Here is a 16,781-nt window from a genome sequence, read left to right on the forward strand (position 1 = left end):
CGTTCCGGAGATCGACGTGGACCTGGACGACGAGGACATCTACGACCCGTACGCCGTCGGGACGGGTGACCAGCGGGCCTTCTGGGCCGACGCCGTCGCCGACGCCATCCTGGCCACAGAACCCGAGGACCCCATCGTCATCAAGGGCGGCGTCTCTCCCTCCGGCGTGCCCCACATCGGCCACTTCAACGAGATCCTGCGGAGCTACTTCGTGGCCGAGGCCCTGCGCGACCGGGGCCGGGAGGTTCGACAGGTGTTCACCACCGACGACAAGGACCCGCTCCGGAAGATTCCCCGGACGCTCGCCGATCTAGACTGGAACATCGTCGATTTCGGTGACGATGCGGTGGATTCGGCCGCGGTCGGTCAGAACCTCGGCAAGCCCTACACCGACATTCCCGACCCCTTCGGGTGCTGTGACTCGTACGGCGAACACTTCACTACCCTGCTCCTCGAAGCGGCCGACCTCGTGGACGTGCCTATCGAGTTCGTCTCGAACACGGAGCGCTACGAAGACGGCGAGTTCGAGTCGATCACGCGCGACCTCCTCTCCCGGGCCGACGAGGCCCGCGACCTCCTGAGCGACTACCAGGACAGCGTCGACGCCGAGTACACCCCCTTCACACCCCAGTGTGCCGAGTGCGGGAAGCTGACGGGCGAGGTCACGAACGTCGACCTCGACGCCGGCGAACTCGAGTACACGTGCACGGACCTGGAGGCCGGCGACCGCACGATCCAGGGCTGTGGTCACGAGGGGACCGCAACGCTCCGGGCGGGCAAGCTCCCCTGGCGGTTCGAGTGGCCCGCGCAGTGGGACATCCTCGGGGTCGATTTCGAGCCGTTCGGGAAGGACCACGCCGAGGGCTCCTGGCCCAGCGGCGAGGAGATCGCCCGGAACCTGCTCGACGTGGACCCGCCGGTGCCGATGGTCTACGAGTGGTTCACGCTGAACGGCGCGGCGCTCTCTTCCTCGTCGGGCAACGTCGTCACCGTCGCGGAGGTGCTGGAACTCCTCGAACCCGAGGTGTTCCGGTACTTCTTCGTGAAGAACCCCCGCAAGCAGCGGGACTTCAGCGTCGAGACGCTGGACCAGCTGGTCGACGAGTTCGACCGCCTCGAGCGGGTCTACTTCGGCGCGGTCGAGCCCCGGGACGAGACCGAAGCGGAGCTCGTCGAGCGGGCCTACCCGAAGGTGGTCGACTCGGTGCCCCAGCACCAGCCGATCCGGATTCCCTACACCTTCGCCGCGGTGCTCGGGATGACCGACGACCCGGAACTGCGGGAGACCATGGCCCGGCGGGAGGGGCACATTCCCGAGGACGCGACGCCGGAACAGGTCCACGCGGCGCTGACCCGCGTCGAGCAGGCCCGTGCCTGGGCCGAGCGGACCGACAACGAGTACAACTATCGACTGGCCGAGGCCCTGCCCGACGTGGACTTCGACGAGGCGACCGCCGCCGCGCTGGACGACCTGGCCGAGTTCGTCGCCGAGCACGACGACGGCGAGGAGATCCAGGGCGAGATCTACGAGGCGGCCAAGCGCCACGAGATCGAAGTGAGTGACTTCTTCGGCGCGGGCTATCGCCTCTTTCTCGACACGGACCAGGGCCCCCGCCTCGGCCCCTTCCTCGCGGCGCTGGACGAGGCGTTCGTCCTCGACCGACTGCGCCGGGAGGCCTGAGCGGCGGTCCTGCGACTGGCCGTCCCGCCCAGGGTTCCCGTGTGGCGTGTGCCGAACCAAACCCTCTTGACCGACAGGCCCCTCAGTTCGAGCGATGGCAGACCTGTTGTTGTGGGTACTCGCCGGGGTCCTCCTCTACACCCTGGCGATGATGGCGTTGCGGACCCAGGGGTGGCTCCCGAGTTACATCCGCGTGTCGGGGCCGATCACGACCGTCCACACCAAGCGCGGGCGGGCCTTCCTGAACTGGCTCGCCGCGCCGAGACGGTTCTGGCGCGCCTACGGCAACTTCGGCGTCGGGATCGCTCTGGTGACCATGGGCGCGATGCTGGTCGTCGTGTTGACGGCCGCGGCCGGAAGCATCCTCTCGCCCGAAGCGACACCCTCCGAAGTCCGCAACCCCCAGAACGTCCTCGTGATTCCTGGCGTCAACGAGTTCCTCCCGCTGTCGGCCGCCCCGGGTATCATCTTCGGCCTGCTGGTCGGCCTCGTCGTCCACGAGGGCGGCCACGGCCTGCTCTGCCGGGTCGAGAACATCGACATCGACTCGATGGGGCTTGCCTTCTTCGCCTTCATCCCCGTCGGGGCGTTCGTCGAACCCGACGAGGAGAGCCGGAACGAGGCCGATCGGGGCTCCCAGACCCGGATGTTCTCCGCGGGTGTGATGAACAACTTCGCGATCACCGTGATCGCGTTCGCCCTCCTCTTTGGCCCTATCGTCGGCTCCATCGCCGTCGCCGACGGCGCGCCGGTCGGCCAGTCACTGCCCGGCTCGACCGCCGAAGCGGCGGGCATCGAACGTGGCGACCTCATCACGGCCGTCAACGGGACCGCGATCGCCGAGCCCGGCGAACTGGAGACCGTCCTCCGGAACACCACCGGCCAACAGGTGGCGGTCGACCTCAACGGCGGTGACCGGACGATCCAGGTGACCAGGGAGCCGACGATCACGGCCGCGGTCCCGCAGGTCATCGACGGACGGGGGAACGAGAGCGGGATCAACTGGAGCGAGCGGACTCCGACCGACGTGGTCGCGGTCAACGGGACGGCGGTTAGCACCGAACGTGAGTTCGAACAGGCTGTCGCGAACCACACCGTCGCGACGGTCGAGACCGAGAACGGCACCGCGACGTTCCCGACCGGCGCGTTCGTCATTCAGGTCTTCGAGGACGGGCCGCTCGGGAACACCACGGCACCGACCGACCGGTACGTGATCGTCACCGAAATCGCCGGCGAGCGGGTGATCGACCCCGGCTCGCTGAGCGAGGCCCTGCGTGACGAGCAACCCGGCGAGACGGTCCCGGTCGAGACGTACGTCCTCCGGGACGGCGACTTCGAGCGGGACGTGTACAACGTCACGCTCGACCCGCACCCGAACGGACCGGGCGGGTTCGTCGGCGTCGCACCCGCCCGCGGCGTCAGCGGCCTGGTCGTCAACGACTTCGGGATCAAGACCTACCCCGCCGAGGACTTCCTGGGGCTCCTGCAGGGTGACTCGGAGGCCTTCGGCGGCCTGACCGACGGCTCGTGGCTCGGCCGCGTGTTCATGGTGTTGATCATGCCATTCATCGGCGTCCTCCAGTCCCAGATCCCCTACAACTTCGCCGGGTTCGTCCCCGAGATCGCCAACTTCTACACGGCGACCGGCCTGCTGGGTGGCCTGGGCAGCGGCGTCTTGATCGCAGCCAACCTGTTGTTCTGGACTGCCTGGGTCAACCTCCAGCTGGGGATGTTCAACCTCGTCCCGACATTCCCGCTGGACGGCGGGCACATCCTCCGGACCAGTTCGGAGGCGATCATCTCACGGCTCCCCGTCGACGGCGGCCGGCGGCTGACCACGACGGTCACCGTCTCGATCAGCCTCCTGATGCTGGCGGGCCTGTTCCTGATGATCTTCGGGCCACAGCTGTTCACGGGCTGACGGGGCCGTCGACTCCGGCGTCGCGGCCGTGTCCGTCCGAGAACGGAAACCTCCTTACGAAGCCGTCCTAACGGACGTGTATGACTCAGCGCGACCCGCCGCCGACGGAGGAGGGATGGTACGCACTGCACGACTTCCGAACCATCGACTGGGACGCCTGGCGCGAGGCCCCAGAACGCCGTCGTCAGCGGGCACTCGAGGAGGGCACCGAGTACCTCCAGTCCCACGCCGCGCTAGAGGACGTGGACGACCCCGGTGAGTTCGGCGGCGGCCACACCGCCGTGTTCACCGTCGTCGGCCACAAGGCCGACCTGATGATCGTCCATCTGCGACAGACGGTCGGCCACGTCGAAGCCGCCGAGCGCCGGTTCGAGCGGACGGAACTCGCCGCGTTCACCGAGCAGCCGACCTCGTACCTCTCCGTTACCGAGGCCTCGGGCTACACCGAGCGCGCCCGCGACTACTTCGAGGGCGAGGTCGACGACGACTCCGGGCTGGCTCAGTACATCCAGCAGCGGCTCCACCCCGAGATTCCCGACGCCGAGCACGTCTGTTTCTACCCGATGAGCAAGCGTCGCCAGCCCGAGCAGAACTGGTACGACCTGCCCTTCGACGAGCGGGCCGAACACATGGCCCGCCACGGCGACATCGGCCGGGGCTACGGCGGCAAGGTGAACCAGATGATCGCATCCAGCGTCGGTTTCGACGACTACGAGTGGGGCATCACGCTCTGGGCCGACGACCCCACCGACATCAAGGACCTGCTCAACGAGATGCGCTTCGACCCCTCCAGCTCGAAGTTCGCCGACTTTGGCCCCTTCTACTTCGGCAAACGATTCGAGCCCGTCGAGCTGGACGCCTACCTCGCCGGCGAGCCCGTCCCGACCGACGGCGACGCCGAGAGCGCCGCGAGCCACCACGGTGAGAGTCACGGTGACGCCGACGCTCAGCACGGCGGCGACGACCACGCCCACGGACAGACCGACGCCGACGATCACCCGCCAGCCGAGGAGAGCGCCGACAGCGAAGACGGCGACTCGGGGTCTTCTGGTGGCCGCCCCACGCCGGGCGACGCCGACCTCGACGAGGACGACGAACTCGAAGGCAAACTCGCCAACCTCGGACTGTTCCCCGGGCAGGACTACGACGAGGGAACCTACGGACTGGTCTTCTACTCCGAAGCCGACGCGAGCGACCTGGCCGACGACGTGGACGGCCTCCGGGGCAACTTCGAGCACTACGACACCCACGTCCTCACGACCGTTCGCGCCAACGAGGGTCGGGCGGCCATCGCCAGCGTCTGGCGGACCGAGAGCGCGGCCGACACCGCCGCGGGCTTCCTGAACGATCTGGACGGGATCGTCGAGGGCTATCGCGGCCCGCTCGGTGAGCAGGACGCCGACGAACCCGAGGCCGCCGGCACCGACGACGAGATCCGCGGCGAACTGGTCGAGGAAGACATCTACGCCGGCCAGCCCCGCGGCGAGGACGTGTTCGCCTTGGTCCTCTACTCCGAGGCCGACGCCGACACCCTCTTCGAGGAAGTCGACGGCCTCCGGGACAGTTTCGACCACTACGACAGCCACGTGAAGACCGCCGTCTACGACACCCGGGCCGAGGACAGCGACCGGTCGGCCGTCGTCTCCCTCTGGGAGACCGAGACGGCCGCCGAGAAGGCCGCCGGCTTCCTCTCGGACCTGCCCGAAGTCGTCGGCCGCGCCGGCGAGGGCGAGGGCTTCGGGACGATGGGCATGTTCTACACCGTCAAGCCCGACTACCGCGATGAGTTCACCGAGCGCTTCGATGCCGTGGGTGACCTGCTGGCCGACATGGAGGGCCACCGCGAGACGGCCCTGCTGGTCAACCGCGAGGACGCAAACGACATGTTCATCGCCAGCCAGTGGCGGGCCCAGGACGACGCCATGGAATTCTTCCGCTCCGAGGAGTTCTCCGAGACCGTCTCGTGGGGACAGGAAGTGCTGGCTGATCGGCCGCGGCACGTGTTCCTCGCCTAGCACCTTCTTACCTCGGGGGGTTCGCGGATCGAACCCCCCATCGTAAAAACGTGTGCCAAAAACGTCCCGGACGCTCGCTGCGCTCGCGTCCGGTGTCCTCGTGAGTGACCGCAGGGAACGAACGAGGGCTCGAAAGACACAGAGTGTCTTTCGGTGAACCGCGCGCCTCCGGCGCGCGGATGCTAGTTTCGGCAAGAAGTATGTGCAATAGCCGATGCACAGTGCCTGCCAACCTCCTGCTGTCGGTTCTGCCGGTTCGTGTTAATGTTCACGGAGCGCTGCTGAATACAGAGGGTGCATTCAGTACGCTGCATTCACTTTGTTGTGCAATAACCCGCAGTGACTACAGCTGCCCAGTGTCATTTCAACAGCCTCCACACGACTGAAGCCGTGGGCTCTCTCCTCGAATCTCTGTAAAACAGGGTTTCGCATCAACAGGGAAATGACAATCTCACACCGAGACACTTCTCAGGCGATACCGCCAAGGAGATTCCCGACGGTGTAGGCGACGAGGGCGGCAACCATGCCGACGACGAACATCTCGGCACCGTTCACGTACCACTGTCGTCGCGTTACCAGACTACGGCTCGCGCCGACAGCGAAAAAAGCGAGCCCAGTGAAAGCGATCGATAACTGAAAACTGGGGCTGAATTCGAGGATGTATGGAATCAGGGGAGCCCACCCGGCAATGACGAAGGCGAGAAACGTGACGAACGCCGTTCTGCCTGGTGACTTCCCATCGGTCGGCTCTTCTGGGGGGTCTGGATTATCACTACGAACGGAGCGCTGGTAATCGAGTTCTGACCGCCGACTGAGATAGTTGCTCATCCCCATCGAGAACCCGTCGGCGAAGAGATTCGCCGCCCCCAGGATGAGCACGATCGAGGGGTTCAGTGCGGCCCCGGCGACGCCCGAGACGACGGCAAACGTCGTGACGATTCCGTCGTTTGCGCCGTAGATGACTTCGGCGAGATATCGTCCGGATGATTCAACATCGTCGCCGAGGAGTCGTTCAATCATTCTCCCTCAGTACGTACGCCAGTTCTCGACTAATTATTCGTGGTCACTCGCGTCGGAAGTGGAAAGAACAACTTCCCGCTCTCAACCCCATGGCTAACCATGAGGGAACGCGTCCTCGTTCCATTCGATGGATCTCCCCTGTCTCAGCGTGCACTGGAGCGAGCCCTCACGAAGCACCCTGACGACCAGATTACCGTCCTCTACGTGATTGACCCGGTGCTTGCCGTGTACGAAGTGGAGATGAAGGGACTACCCGCAGCAAACACCTGGCATGACCGGATAACCGACTGGGCCGACGAGATCTGTGCTGAGGCAACGGAGTACGCTGGCGAACATGGCTGTGAAATCACGACAGCGACCGAAATCGGTCGACCTGCCCGTACCATCTTAGCGTACGCGGACGAATACGGAATCGACCACATCATCATGGGAAGCCATGGACGCGAGGGAGTGTCACGAGTCGTCCTCGGAAGTGTCGCAGAACGTGTACTGCGACAGGCACCGATCCCAGTAACTATCGTGCGGTAAGAATCATGGTGACAGTGATAAGTGACAGTTCCACGAAATTCTCACATTGTTGATTAAAACGATCTAGCCACTCCCTGCTGCATTCGCGCACTGTATTCACCGCCATGTGTTCTGACAACCTTCGTATACAACAATTCACCGTGTCCAATACTCAGAGGTTGAACTCATCAGGATGGGTCCGTATCTTTCGTCGTCTCATTGCAACTGTTTTGTCACGAACCATGGTAGAGAGTCAGGAGTTCGATCCCCACTGATTCCTCTTACTGAGTGAGTACGCCACGAAGAATCGACTTTCACTCCCAGGCAAAGATAAAATCGCCTGTATTACCACATCTGATACTGTGGCCGTGCAAATTTGTACTGTTACTGGCTATATTCGTGTGGATGCAAGCATCAGACTTCGACTTGGAGGGCGACCTGACATATGGGGCACAGCAGGGTGTGAACGTATTCAAGAACAATCGGATGGTGACGTTCAACGCTGGTGCCATTGGGCTCCTCCGGCAGCAGCTCATCGACTCGATGGGCACAGAGACAGCCCGAGAGCAACTCCTTCGATTTGGCTTTCAGTCCGGCTACGCCGACTTCTTGCAGATGCAGGCCAGCTACGACTGGGAGACCCCGGGTGACTTATTGGAGGTCGGTCCAGCACTCCACACTCAGGAGGGAATTGTCGCAGTTGAGCCGACCGAGATGGAGTACGATCGCGAGGCCGGCGAATTCTACTTCAACGGCACCTGGCACAACTCGTATGAGGCACAACAGCATCTCATACACAACGGCGAAAGCGACCACCCGGTCTGCTGGAGTCTCATGGGGTATGGCTCAGCGTGGTGTAGTGGGTTCATGGGGATTCCAGTTCTAGAGATGGAGTCACGATGTGTTGGCATGGGTGACGACGTTTGCGAGTGGGTCATCAAACCGCTCGATGAGTGGGGTGAAGAGGCTGATCCATATATCGACGCGCTTGAAGATTTCTACGAGGAGGTGTAAACATGGGAGAAAAACTCATGCAATACTACAGCCTGGTCGAGGAAGAAGAGGGTCTCAACGGCAAGATCGAACTGGCCAAAGAGACGAATCTCCCGGGAACAAAGGCATCGACAGCACCGGATTCAGAAGAAAACATCGAGTTGTTCCGAGACGCGCTTGAGGACATTCTAGGCGAGGAACCACCGCAACTGTAGATTACAATCACTCGTAATTTCCAGTTGGTGTGGGCAATCGACGTGATGACAGTACCTGATGAGTGTGGATTCTCATCAGGAGTGAATCTCCAACCCTCTCACCCGAACTGCCGCATTCGCGCGATCCATCCAGCACGCGGCCCTTGTCAGAGATCAGATTGGTCGCTGATCGGAACGGTACATCAGTCCTCTGTACTGAGCGCAGGCATCCGCGAGCGAAGCGAGCGCTTCACTGAAGCCGAACGGAGTGAGGCTTCAGCCTCTCTCGCCCACGTTTTTCGAGGTGAGGTTGCGCGCCGCTGACGCGCCACCCGACGATGAAAAAGGTGGGTTCGAAACACTCACCAGTCCCATCCGTCTTGATGCTGGTATGAGCGTGATTCGGCTCGTCTGGGCCACTGCGACGGGGCCGACGCCCACGGCCTCCTACGACGCGGCCCTGGCCGAGGCCAACGTCCACAACTTCAACCTCGTCACGGTCTCCTCCGTTATTCCGGCCGAAGCACGACTGGAGGCCGTCGGCGAGGCTCCGGATCTGGGTGCGGTCGGCGACGGGCTGACGGTCGTCCAGGGACGCCACACTGCGCCGCCGGACGAAGCGGGCGCGGCGGGTATCGGCTGGGCGCGCAGCGAGTCCGGGCGTGGCATCTTCTACGAGGCCGACGGCGAGAGTGATGCGGTCGTCCACGAGCGCATCGGGGACGGACTGGCGGCGGGCAAAGAACTCCGGGACTGGGCGTTCGTCGAAGAAGATTCGATCGTCGTCGAGGCCGACCCAGATCCCGACGAGTACACGACGGCGCTGGTGATCGCGGCCTACGGTGAGAGCCGGTCACTCCTGCGGTAGCCGGCGGATTTTTACGTGGGTCGCACCTATCAGGGGATCAATGTACGGGAACACTCCGTTCGCGGGTGCAGACGACGATGGTGCCGTCCCACGGCTCACGGCCGAGCAGCGTCGCCATCTGCGCCGCGATCTCGCCAACGTCGCCGCCCAGACCCGCGACCTCCTCCCCGACGAGTTCGCCGTCGGTCTCGAACTCGCCCAGGGTGCCAACGGTCCGCGCGCGACCGTCGCCGTCCAGCCGCCCGTCGGCTCCGCCGTCAGCGCGGGGTACACGCCCGAGGACGACGCCGACCTCCGCATCGCCGAGGACGAACAGACGGATCTGGCCCAGGGACTCGCGGCCAGTGCGGCACTCCAGATGAAACAGGCGATGGGGACCGACCACTCCCCGACGGCGCAGTGACTACTCCCACGACTGAAGTCGCGGGCTTCCCTCACTGAGGGTGAGGCCCACGTTGTCTGGGGAGTTCGCAGGTTCCATCTCGCCGTTGGTTCCAGTGAGTACGACCTGCGTTTCGGGCTGAGCCACAACAGCCCCCGCCGTCGATAGCGGGCTCCGAATGTCCTTACCGACGGCTCGTTGTCCGATGTTCAGCGCACCATTCTTGTCCGCGTTGTCGTCCAGTCCACAGTCGTGACACTCCAGTCGTCCCTGCACGTCACGCCTCGTGTTCTGGGACCCACAGCGCCAACACGTCACAGACGAATCGTATTCCGCCACTGGAGTGCACTCGCGCCCATCGAGGTGGGCTTTGTACGTCAAGAAGTTCGCCAGCTTCGCATACGGCATCTTGTGGGTCTTGTCGTTCACGTACCTGCCCTCGCCGGTGTCGAAGCGCAACCCCGTCATATCACCGAACACGATGACGGCGTTGCGCTCCCGTGCCCGGGCGATGAGGTCGTTCGCCACCTGATGCAACTTGTGTTCGACTGTCCGCGACTCTTTATCACCGAGACGCTCGATAACCTGCGCTCCCGACCGCACCTTCGCTTTCCCGATGGACTTGCGGAGTTGCTTGTAGTGTTCACGGACACGCCGAACTTCCGCGCCGTGGAACGTGGTGTCGCGGTCGGAGAGGAACGTGCTGACGGCGATCCATTTCGCGCCCATATCGACGGCCAGCACGTCGTCGTACTCGTCTGCGACGGCCACAGACCGCTTGCAGACGAGATGAACGTACCACTCGCCGTCCCGAGAGATAAGTTCCGAGTCACAGATATACTCGTCTTCGAGGAGATGTGTGTCCTTCTCGGGAACGTGGACGGGCACCCAGATGCTGTCTCCCTTCTCTTTCTCGGGATTGTAGACAGGGAGTTTGAACCACCACGACGAGAGAACCGTCGCCTCGTCGTGTTCGATGGTGATGCAATCGTTGCGGAGAACGACGGGTTGCTCGGTATCCTCTCGGGGATTCTTGTTCGACCGGACTTTCCCCGCCTGTTGCATGGTCGCGGAGTAGGGGTTCGCGTCGTCACCGTGCACGGCGTCTTGGAACGCACCGTACTCACGCTCGACGAGGCGAGCCTTCCGCCCGGTGAGCGAGTGGAGTTTGACCCGAACCGTGGTGGTGACCTCGCGATGCATCGTATCGCCCGGTCTGTGTTTTGTGTGACGAGTGCTACCTGTATATTAGGTTGCCAACCGGAGTGAAAGTGGTTGCAGGACAGTTGTCGGATTCGTCCCACGACTGAAGTTATGGGCCTTCTCCTTTACCTTCTGTAACTACTGGCTTCCTTCTGTCGCGTTCGGCGTCTCGGTCGCTGTACTTTCGACCGGCGGGCGATAGAACAGCGCGTAGCCGACGACGGCACTACTCGGCAGGCTCCCGACGGCCAGCGCCACCGACAGCGGGACGCCGAGTAACACGCCCAGCACCGCCGCCAGCGCCACTGGCCCGGGAATCGCGGACAACACGAGATCGGGTCGTGACACCGATCCGAGCGGGTGCTCCGAGATAGTTGCCTCCACCAAACACAATCCGACTCCCGCTAATTAAATATTATTACTCCCGCAACGGCCCGCCGGGGCGGGGCTACTTCCCCCAGAAGGGGTCCCGATTCCGCTGCTTTTCGAGGTACTGGTTGAGCGCTTCGCGTTCGTCCCCGGGAATCTCGTCGGTCAGTTCCTGTTCGAGGATCTTGGCGTGTTTCTCGGGGAGGTAGATCCAGAGTTCGTCGCCCTCCTCGATGTCGCGGCCGACGGTGGGGCCGTCGATGGAGACGGCGACCTGATCGCCCATGCGGGCCTCGTCGATGTCCTCGCCGGCGTCTTGGATGGACTTGAGCTTGCCGACGCGCTCGAACTGGCCGTCCTCGAACTTCGCCACGTTCGAGTTGCGGGCGACGGTGCCGGTCAGCACCTCGACGCCGACGACGGCGGGGTCGTTCTGCCGGAACGTGTGGTCGTTGAGGATCTGGAAGCGCGCCGGTCGGGTGATGTTTTCGAGTACCTGGGTCTGCTGGGCCCGTTCCATCTCCTCGACGTACTCCTCGTACTCCTCGACGAGGCGGTAGATCACGTCGTGTTCGAAGATGCGGACGCCCTCCTGCTCGGCCAGCCGGCGGGCGTCGTCCAGCACGTCGACGGAGAAAGCCAAGAGGACTTCGTGTTTCTCCTCGTCGGCGGTCTCGGCGACCCGGACGTCCCGGGGCGCTACGTCACCGACCTCCGCGCGGACGATCGGGATGTCGACCTCGTCGAGGGTGCTGGCGATGGCCTCCAGGCTCCCGAGGGTGTCGGCCTTGACCACGACACCCTGTTCTTCGGTGGTGACCTCGATCTCGGCCAGTTCCTCTTCGACGTCCGCGATGACCGCGCCGCGATCGCGGTTCCGGACGACCCGGATCGGCGCGCCGGCCATCGCGTCGTCCAGGTCGGGCGCGGCGATCTTGACCCCCGCGGCGGCCGACACTTCGGGTACTTTCTCGAAGGCCTTCTCGGTGCGGATCTCCTCCAGCGGTTTGGGCTGGAGCAGTGCGCGAACGTCGGTCGTGATGGGGGCTTCGAGGCCGCCGACGACGATCTCGTCGTCCTCCCGGATGGTGCCGTCGTAGAGGACGGCGTCGACGGTCGTCCCGAACCCGCGGGCCTCCTTGACCTCCAGTACGGTGCCGGCACCGGGGCCCGCCACGTCGATCTGCATCTCGTCTTTCATGTACCGCTGGGAGAGGCCCATCAGTACCGTGAGGAGGTCGGGGACGCCTTCGCCGGTCATCGCGGAGACCGGGACGACACCGACGTTGTTCTGGAAGTTCTGGACGCGCCAGTACATGTCGGCGGCGAAGCCGTGATCGGAGAGTTCGCCGATGATGCCGTAGAGGCGTTCGTTCAGGTCGCCCTGGACGCGCTCGGACTGCTGTTCCATACTCTCCTGGATCGGGACGCCCTCGTTGGGGTTCCAGCCGGGGACGGTGTCGACCTTGTTGGCGGCGACGATGAAGGGGGTCTGGGTCCGTTTGAGGATGTCGACGGCCTCCTCGGTCTGGGGCTGGAAGCCGTCGTTCACGTCGACGACGAGGACGGCGATGTCGGCCAGCGCGCCACCGCGGGAGCGCAGCGTCGAGAAGGAGTGGTGGCCGGGCGTGTCGATGTACAGCAGGCCGGGCAGGTCGAAGTCGGTGGGGTCGACGAGTTCGCCGGCCATCTCCGAGATGGTCGAGAGCGGGACGGCCGTCGCGCCGATGTGCTGGGTGATCGCCCCGGCTTCACCCTCACTTACCGCGGAGCCGCGAATCTTGTCAAGTAGCGTGGTCTTTCCGTGGTCGACGTGGCCGAGGACCGCGACGATGGGGGTCCGGAGCGTGGACTCCCCGTCGGCGTCGGCGTCGGCTTCTGTAGAGTCAGACATTGGCACATCACCCTGGAGAATCCGTACGCGATACCAACCGGCCAGCCCATTTAACTTTCTCCATTTCCGTCCTCCTCGTCGACGCGGAACCCGCAGTTTGCCGGCGTCAGACCCGCGTCACACGTCCCCGTGGCGTTTATGTGAGTGGAATACACTACGGCGTGTATGGCAGAGATACTCGCGGAGAATCTCTCGGGGAAGGCCGTCATGGGTTCTGACGGCAAAGAACTGGGAATGCTGTACAACATCACGATGGACGCCAAATCGGGCCGGCTGGAGAACCTCGTCGTCGAACCCGACGAGATGCTCCGGGAGTCCGAGTTCCCCACCGACGAGCGCGGCCGTCTGCTGGTTCCGGTCCCCCGTGTCCAGGCCGTCAAGGACCACATGATCGTCGACCGATAACTCGTACTCTTTTCGATGTACATTCTCGACTCGTCGGCGTTTATCAACGAGTATCACACCCAGGAGCGCAAGGCGTCGATTCCGATGGTCCGCGAGGAGCTCGAAGACGAGAGCGCCTATCGGTTCGACGCGCTGGAGGGCTCGGGTATGCACCTCCACATCCCCGAAGAGGAGACCGTCGAGCGGATCGAGCGGGCCGCCCGCGAGACCGGCGACTTCGACGAACTCTCACGGACGGACATCCGGCTGGTGGCCGCCGCCTTCGAACTCGACGGGCACCTCGTCACCGACGACTACGCGATGCAGAACGTCGCGGAGAAACTCGACGTGGCCGTCGAAGTCATCGCCCGCGAGGGGATCACCGAGCAACGCGACTGGCGGTTCCAGTGTAGCGGCTGTGGCCGCGAATTCGACGACGACCACGACCGCTGTCCCGTCTGCGGGAGCGATCTCACCCGGAAGAACCCGGCCTAGTGCCGGTTTCGCGTCCGGTGGGCCTCGTCCAACCCCAGGTCGATCAACTGGGTGAGTACTTCCTCCTCGGTGAGGTCGTACTCCCGGGCCAGCGACTCGACCTCGCTCGCGAGATCGTCGTCACAGACCACGGTGAAACGGGTTGGCATACCACGCGTATTTGTCACGGGTCTGTATAAAGTCCCGTCAGACGATCGTCTCACGCCCGGTCGGTCCGTTTCTCTTTCTCTGCCGCGGAAACTACGTGACGGCGTCGACTCAGGCTGCGGGAATTTGCCCGGTCGCCTGGAAGTAGACCGCGAGGAACTGGAGGGCGTTGAACGCGCCGTGGACGAGGATGGGGACGACGAGGTTCTCGGTGCGGTAGTAGACGTAGCCCAGGAGCAAGGAGAGAAAGAAGATCACCGTGAGCGTGGTCAGCGTCGCCAGCGGGTTGGCGTTCTGGTACTGGCTGAAGTGGACGGCCGCGAACACCGCGGCGCCCAGCACCACGGCCGACCGCTCGGTGAACCACTCGTAGAGGTACTTTTGCACCACGTTGCGGTAGGCAAGTTCCTCGACGGGCGCGATGACGAGGATGGACAGGGCGACGAGGGACAGCGCCAGCGTCGGGTTCTCCATCGCCTGCTGTTGGATCCGGGATTCAGACGAGGGGAGTCCGAGTTGCTGGATGAGGGTCGTGACCGTCCCGAGCAAGAGCAAGAGGCAAAATAGACCACCGGCCGCGACGAGCAAATCACGCGCCGACGGGACGGACACGTCGACGTAGTCGAACGACAGGCGGCGACCGCGCAGGTACAGGACGACGAAGCCGACCGACCCGAGGTAGCCGATCGTCGTCACGACGCTGTACTCAAGCGCCGTGTCGGGCGGGTACAGCGGCAGGGCGAACAACTGGCCGACGAACAGGCCGATGAAAGCCCCGCCGCCGATGGCGAGCGCGACTGTGAATCCCTTGACGCGCCCCCAGAAGGCGTCGTCGGCGATGGCATCGTAGTCGGCGACGGCGACGGCGGCTGCGCCCAGCCCGGCCAGTGCCGCAACGGGGAGGCCGATTCCCACCGCTGGGACGACGTCGGTGCCGATGGCCGGGCGCATCAGCTGGTAGAGCGCGTAGCCAAACAGCGAGAGCGAGAGCACGCCGGCGACGGGCGCACCGAGCCGGCGGTCGACGGTTCCGTGGCGGCGCAGGCTGAACACCAGCGCCGCGCCGGCCCCGAGGACGAGGCCGACGACGCTCCCGTCGACCCCGGGGACCGCGACCACTGGCGTCCCGCCGGTCCAGGGGAGGACGCTCGCCGCCAGTGCGATCCCGGCCAGCACCAGCCCCGTCGTCGGTGCCGCGGTCGTCCGCGGCCCGCGACCGTCGACTGCATCAACTGCTGCCATTGACCCTCACCACGGCGGCGGGCGGTTTAGGGACTGTGTTTCGGTGCGCCCCACTCACTCGACGACGAGTTCGGTCTTGTCCGCGACCGCCTCGGCCTCCGCGAACTCGCCGCCGCCCAGCAGGCCCCGCGCCGCTCGCTTGCCCCACTCGACGGCCGGCTGGTCGAACGTCGAGACGTTCGCCAGTTCCCCGTACAGCACGCAGGCGGCCTCCATCGTGTACAGCAACTCGCCGACGCCCTCGGCGTCCAGGCGCTCGATCTCGACGCGAACCGAGGGCCGGTTCGCGGCCGCGAGGCTGGCCTCGGTCGCCTCGAACTCCGCGTCCAGCAGGTCGCCGAGCGTCGAGCCGCCCAGATACGACAGCCCGTCGATGTCGGTCTCGGGAATCTCGCGGTCGGACCGCTCGCGCGGGCGCACCATCGTCACGAGTTTGTCCCGCGGCCCAGCCCGGTAGAGCTGGAGCTGGGAGTGCTGGTCGGTCGCGCCGAGCGCCCGCGCGGGCGTCTGCCCCAGCCCGTCTTTCCCCAGACTCTCGGCCCACAGTTGCGCGAACCACTCCGCGAAAAACTCCAGGCGCTCGGCGTAGGGGACGACGGCGTTGATGCGGGCCCCGCGCTGGGCCAGTGCGTAGCTCACCGCCCCGTATGCGTACGCCGGCGAGTCGAACAGCGAGGGCGACAGGGAGTCGGCGGCCCGCTGGCCTCCGGTCAGCAGACCCTCGACGTCGTGGCCCTGGATCGCCGCGGGCACCAGGCCGACCGCCGAGAGCGCCGAGAAGCGCCCCGGGACGCCCGTCGGCACGTCCAGCGCGGGCATGCCGTGGCGGTCGGCCAGCTCTCGGAGCGGCCCCGCCTCGCCCGTGGTGACGACGGTCCGCTCGGTCCAGTCGACGCCCGCCGCCTCCATCGCCTCGCGCACGACGAGGAAGTTCGACAGCGTCTCGGCGGTGGTGCCCGACCGCGAGACGACGTTGACCGCGGTGCGGTCGAGGGGCACCTCCGACAGAATCTCGCGGACGTGGGCGGGATCGACGTTGTCCAGGACGTACAGCGGCGGGGCGTCGGCGGACTCGCCCTGACTGTCCAGTCCACCCAGCGCCTCGGAGATGGTCGCCGCGCCGAGCGCGCTCCCGCCGATGCCGACCGTCAGGATGGCCTCGGCGTCGGCCAGCGGTTCGACAGCCGACTCGACGGCGGCGGCGTCGGTCCGCTCGGGCAGGTTCAGCGCGACGTAGCCGAACTCGCCGTCTTCCCGGCCCGTCGCGATGCGGTCGTGTGCCCGTGCCACGTCCTCGTCGAGGCGATCCAGCGCGTCGCGGCTGACCCCCGGCTCGGCCTCGGCCGCGAGCGCGTTGCCGATGTCCACTTGCATGGTCGTCCGTCCACACCGGGCGCGCAAAACGCTACTGTTTGCTCCGACGGGGGTGGAATCGCGTGGCTTTTCGGGCCTGGACGCCTACCCGT

General features: G+C 64.9%; 17 protein-coding genes. 10 read left to right on the plus strand and 7 right to left on the minus strand.

Annotated features, from left to right (window positions below; all coding sequences use genetic code 11):
- The first annotated feature begins 37 nt into the window (after window positions 1-37).
- The 3 genes from lysS to EAF64_RS16555 all read left to right on the plus strand — a co-directional run bounded on the left by lysS (window position 38) and on the right by EAF64_RS16555 (window position 5,617).
- Entirely contained in the window at window positions 38-1,681 is a 1,644-nt protein-coding gene (gene lysS, locus EAF64_RS16545; protein WP_129070201.1) for a lysine--tRNA ligase, read from the plus strand.
- 94 nt (window positions 1,682-1,775) lie between these two features.
- Window positions 1,776-3,602 (plus strand): site-2 protease family protein, encoded by a 1,827-nt coding sequence (locus EAF64_RS16550; RefSeq protein WP_129070092.1) that lies wholly within the window; start codon window positions 1,776-1,778, stop codon window positions 3,600-3,602.
- 80 nt (window positions 3,603-3,682) lie between these two features.
- Window positions 3,683-5,617, plus strand: coding sequence for a heme-binding protein (locus EAF64_RS16555; protein ID WP_129070093.1), 1,935 nt, complete (start codon window positions 3,683-3,685; stop codon window positions 5,615-5,617).
- A 468-nt stretch (window positions 5,618-6,085) separates the two neighbouring features.
- On the opposite strand, the gene EAF64_RS16560 is transcribed toward EAF64_RS16555, so the two are convergent.
- Window positions 6,086-6,637 carry a VIT1/CCC1 transporter family protein gene (locus EAF64_RS16560; protein ID WP_129070094.1) on the minus strand — a complete coding sequence of 184 codons (552 nt, stop codon included), beginning with the start codon at window positions 6,635-6,637 and terminating at the stop codon, window positions 6,086-6,088.
- A gap of 99 nt (window positions 6,638-6,736) precedes the next feature.
- Between EAF64_RS16560 and EAF64_RS16565 the strand changes: the two genes are divergently transcribed.
- The 5 genes from EAF64_RS16565 (at window position 6,737) to EAF64_RS16585 (ending at window position 9,602) form a co-directional block, all read left to right on the plus strand.
- The gene (locus tag EAF64_RS16565) at window positions 6,737-7,165 is read left to right on the plus strand and encodes a universal stress protein (protein ID WP_129070095.1); all 429 of its coding nucleotides are present in this window, start codon (window positions 6,737-6,739) and stop codon (window positions 7,163-7,165) included.
- A gap of 384 nt (window positions 7,166-7,549) precedes the next feature.
- Window positions 7,550-8,158 carry a XylR N-terminal domain-containing protein gene (locus EAF64_RS16570; protein WP_129070096.1) on the plus strand — a complete coding sequence of 203 codons (609 nt, stop codon included), beginning with the start codon at window positions 7,550-7,552 and terminating at the stop codon, window positions 8,156-8,158.
- 2 nt (window positions 8,159-8,160) lie between these two features.
- On the plus strand, window positions 8,161-8,352 hold the full coding sequence (locus EAF64_RS16575) for a hypothetical protein (RefSeq protein ID WP_129070097.1): 192 nt from the start codon (window positions 8,161-8,163) through the stop codon (window positions 8,350-8,352).
- Between the two features lie 370 nt (window positions 8,353-8,722).
- A complete protein-coding gene (locus EAF64_RS16580; RefSeq protein ID WP_129070098.1) occupies window positions 8,723-9,199 on the plus strand; it encodes a pyruvoyl-dependent arginine decarboxylase in 477 nt (158 codons plus the stop codon).
- A gap of 40 nt (window positions 9,200-9,239) precedes the next feature.
- Complete coding sequence (locus EAF64_RS16585) at window positions 9,240-9,602, plus strand: DUF5811 family protein (protein WP_129070099.1); 363 nt, start codon at window positions 9,240-9,242, stop codon at window positions 9,600-9,602.
- On the opposite strand, the gene EAF64_RS16590 is transcribed toward EAF64_RS16585, so the two are convergent.
- The 3 genes from EAF64_RS16590 to infB form a co-directional block, all read right to left on the minus strand.
- Complete coding sequence (locus EAF64_RS16590; RefSeq protein WP_129070100.1) at window positions 9,603-10,784, minus strand: RNA-guided endonuclease InsQ/TnpB family protein; 1,182 nt, start codon at window positions 10,782-10,784, stop codon at window positions 9,603-9,605.
- Between the two features lie 138 nt (window positions 10,785-10,922).
- Window positions 10,923-11,168 carry a hypothetical protein gene (locus EAF64_RS16595; RefSeq protein WP_227739024.1) on the minus strand — a complete coding sequence of 82 codons (246 nt, stop codon included), beginning with the start codon at window positions 11,166-11,168 and terminating at the stop codon, window positions 10,923-10,925.
- Between the two features lie 64 nt (window positions 11,169-11,232).
- Complete coding sequence (infB, locus tag EAF64_RS16600) at window positions 11,233-13,047, minus strand: translation initiation factor IF-2 (protein ID WP_129070101.1); 1,815 nt, start codon at window positions 13,045-13,047, stop codon at window positions 11,233-11,235.
- A 165-nt stretch (window positions 13,048-13,212) separates the two neighbouring features.
- Between infB and EAF64_RS16605 the strand changes: the two genes are divergently transcribed.
- Together EAF64_RS16605 and EAF64_RS16610 are read left to right on the plus strand one after the other, a co-directional pair.
- The gene (locus EAF64_RS16605) at window positions 13,213-13,452 is read left to right on the plus strand and encodes a PRC-barrel domain-containing protein (RefSeq protein ID WP_092661531.1); all 240 of its coding nucleotides are present in this window, start codon (window positions 13,213-13,215) and stop codon (window positions 13,450-13,452) included.
- Between the two features lie 15 nt (window positions 13,453-13,467).
- Entirely contained in the window at window positions 13,468-13,926 is a 459-nt protein-coding gene (locus EAF64_RS16610) for an NOB1 family endonuclease (protein ID WP_129070102.1), read from the plus strand.
- Here EAF64_RS16610 and EAF64_RS16615 read toward each other — a convergent pair.
- The 3 genes from EAF64_RS16615 to EAF64_RS16625 form a co-directional block, all read right to left on the minus strand.
- Complete coding sequence (locus EAF64_RS16615) at window positions 13,923-14,075, minus strand: CopG family transcriptional regulator (RefSeq protein WP_129070103.1); 153 nt, start codon at window positions 14,073-14,075, stop codon at window positions 13,923-13,925. The two genes, EAF64_RS16610 and EAF64_RS16615, sit on opposite strands and share 4 nt — an antisense overlap.
- A gap of 109 nt (window positions 14,076-14,184) precedes the next feature.
- Complete coding sequence (locus tag EAF64_RS16620) at window positions 14,185-15,315, minus strand: CPBP family intramembrane glutamic endopeptidase (RefSeq protein WP_129070104.1); 1,131 nt, start codon at window positions 15,313-15,315, stop codon at window positions 14,185-14,187.
- Between the two features lie 54 nt (window positions 15,316-15,369).
- The gene (locus tag EAF64_RS16625; protein WP_129070105.1) at window positions 15,370-16,689 is read right to left on the minus strand and encodes a glucose-6-phosphate isomerase; all 1,320 of its coding nucleotides are present in this window, start codon (window positions 16,687-16,689) and stop codon (window positions 15,370-15,372) included.
- Between the last annotated feature and the right edge of the window lie 92 nt (window positions 16,690-16,781).

The sequence above is a fragment of the Halorientalis pallida genome, assembly GCF_004118325.1.
Classification (GTDB): domain Archaea; phylum Halobacteriota; class Halobacteria; order Halobacteriales; family Haloarculaceae; genus Halorientalis; species Halorientalis pallida.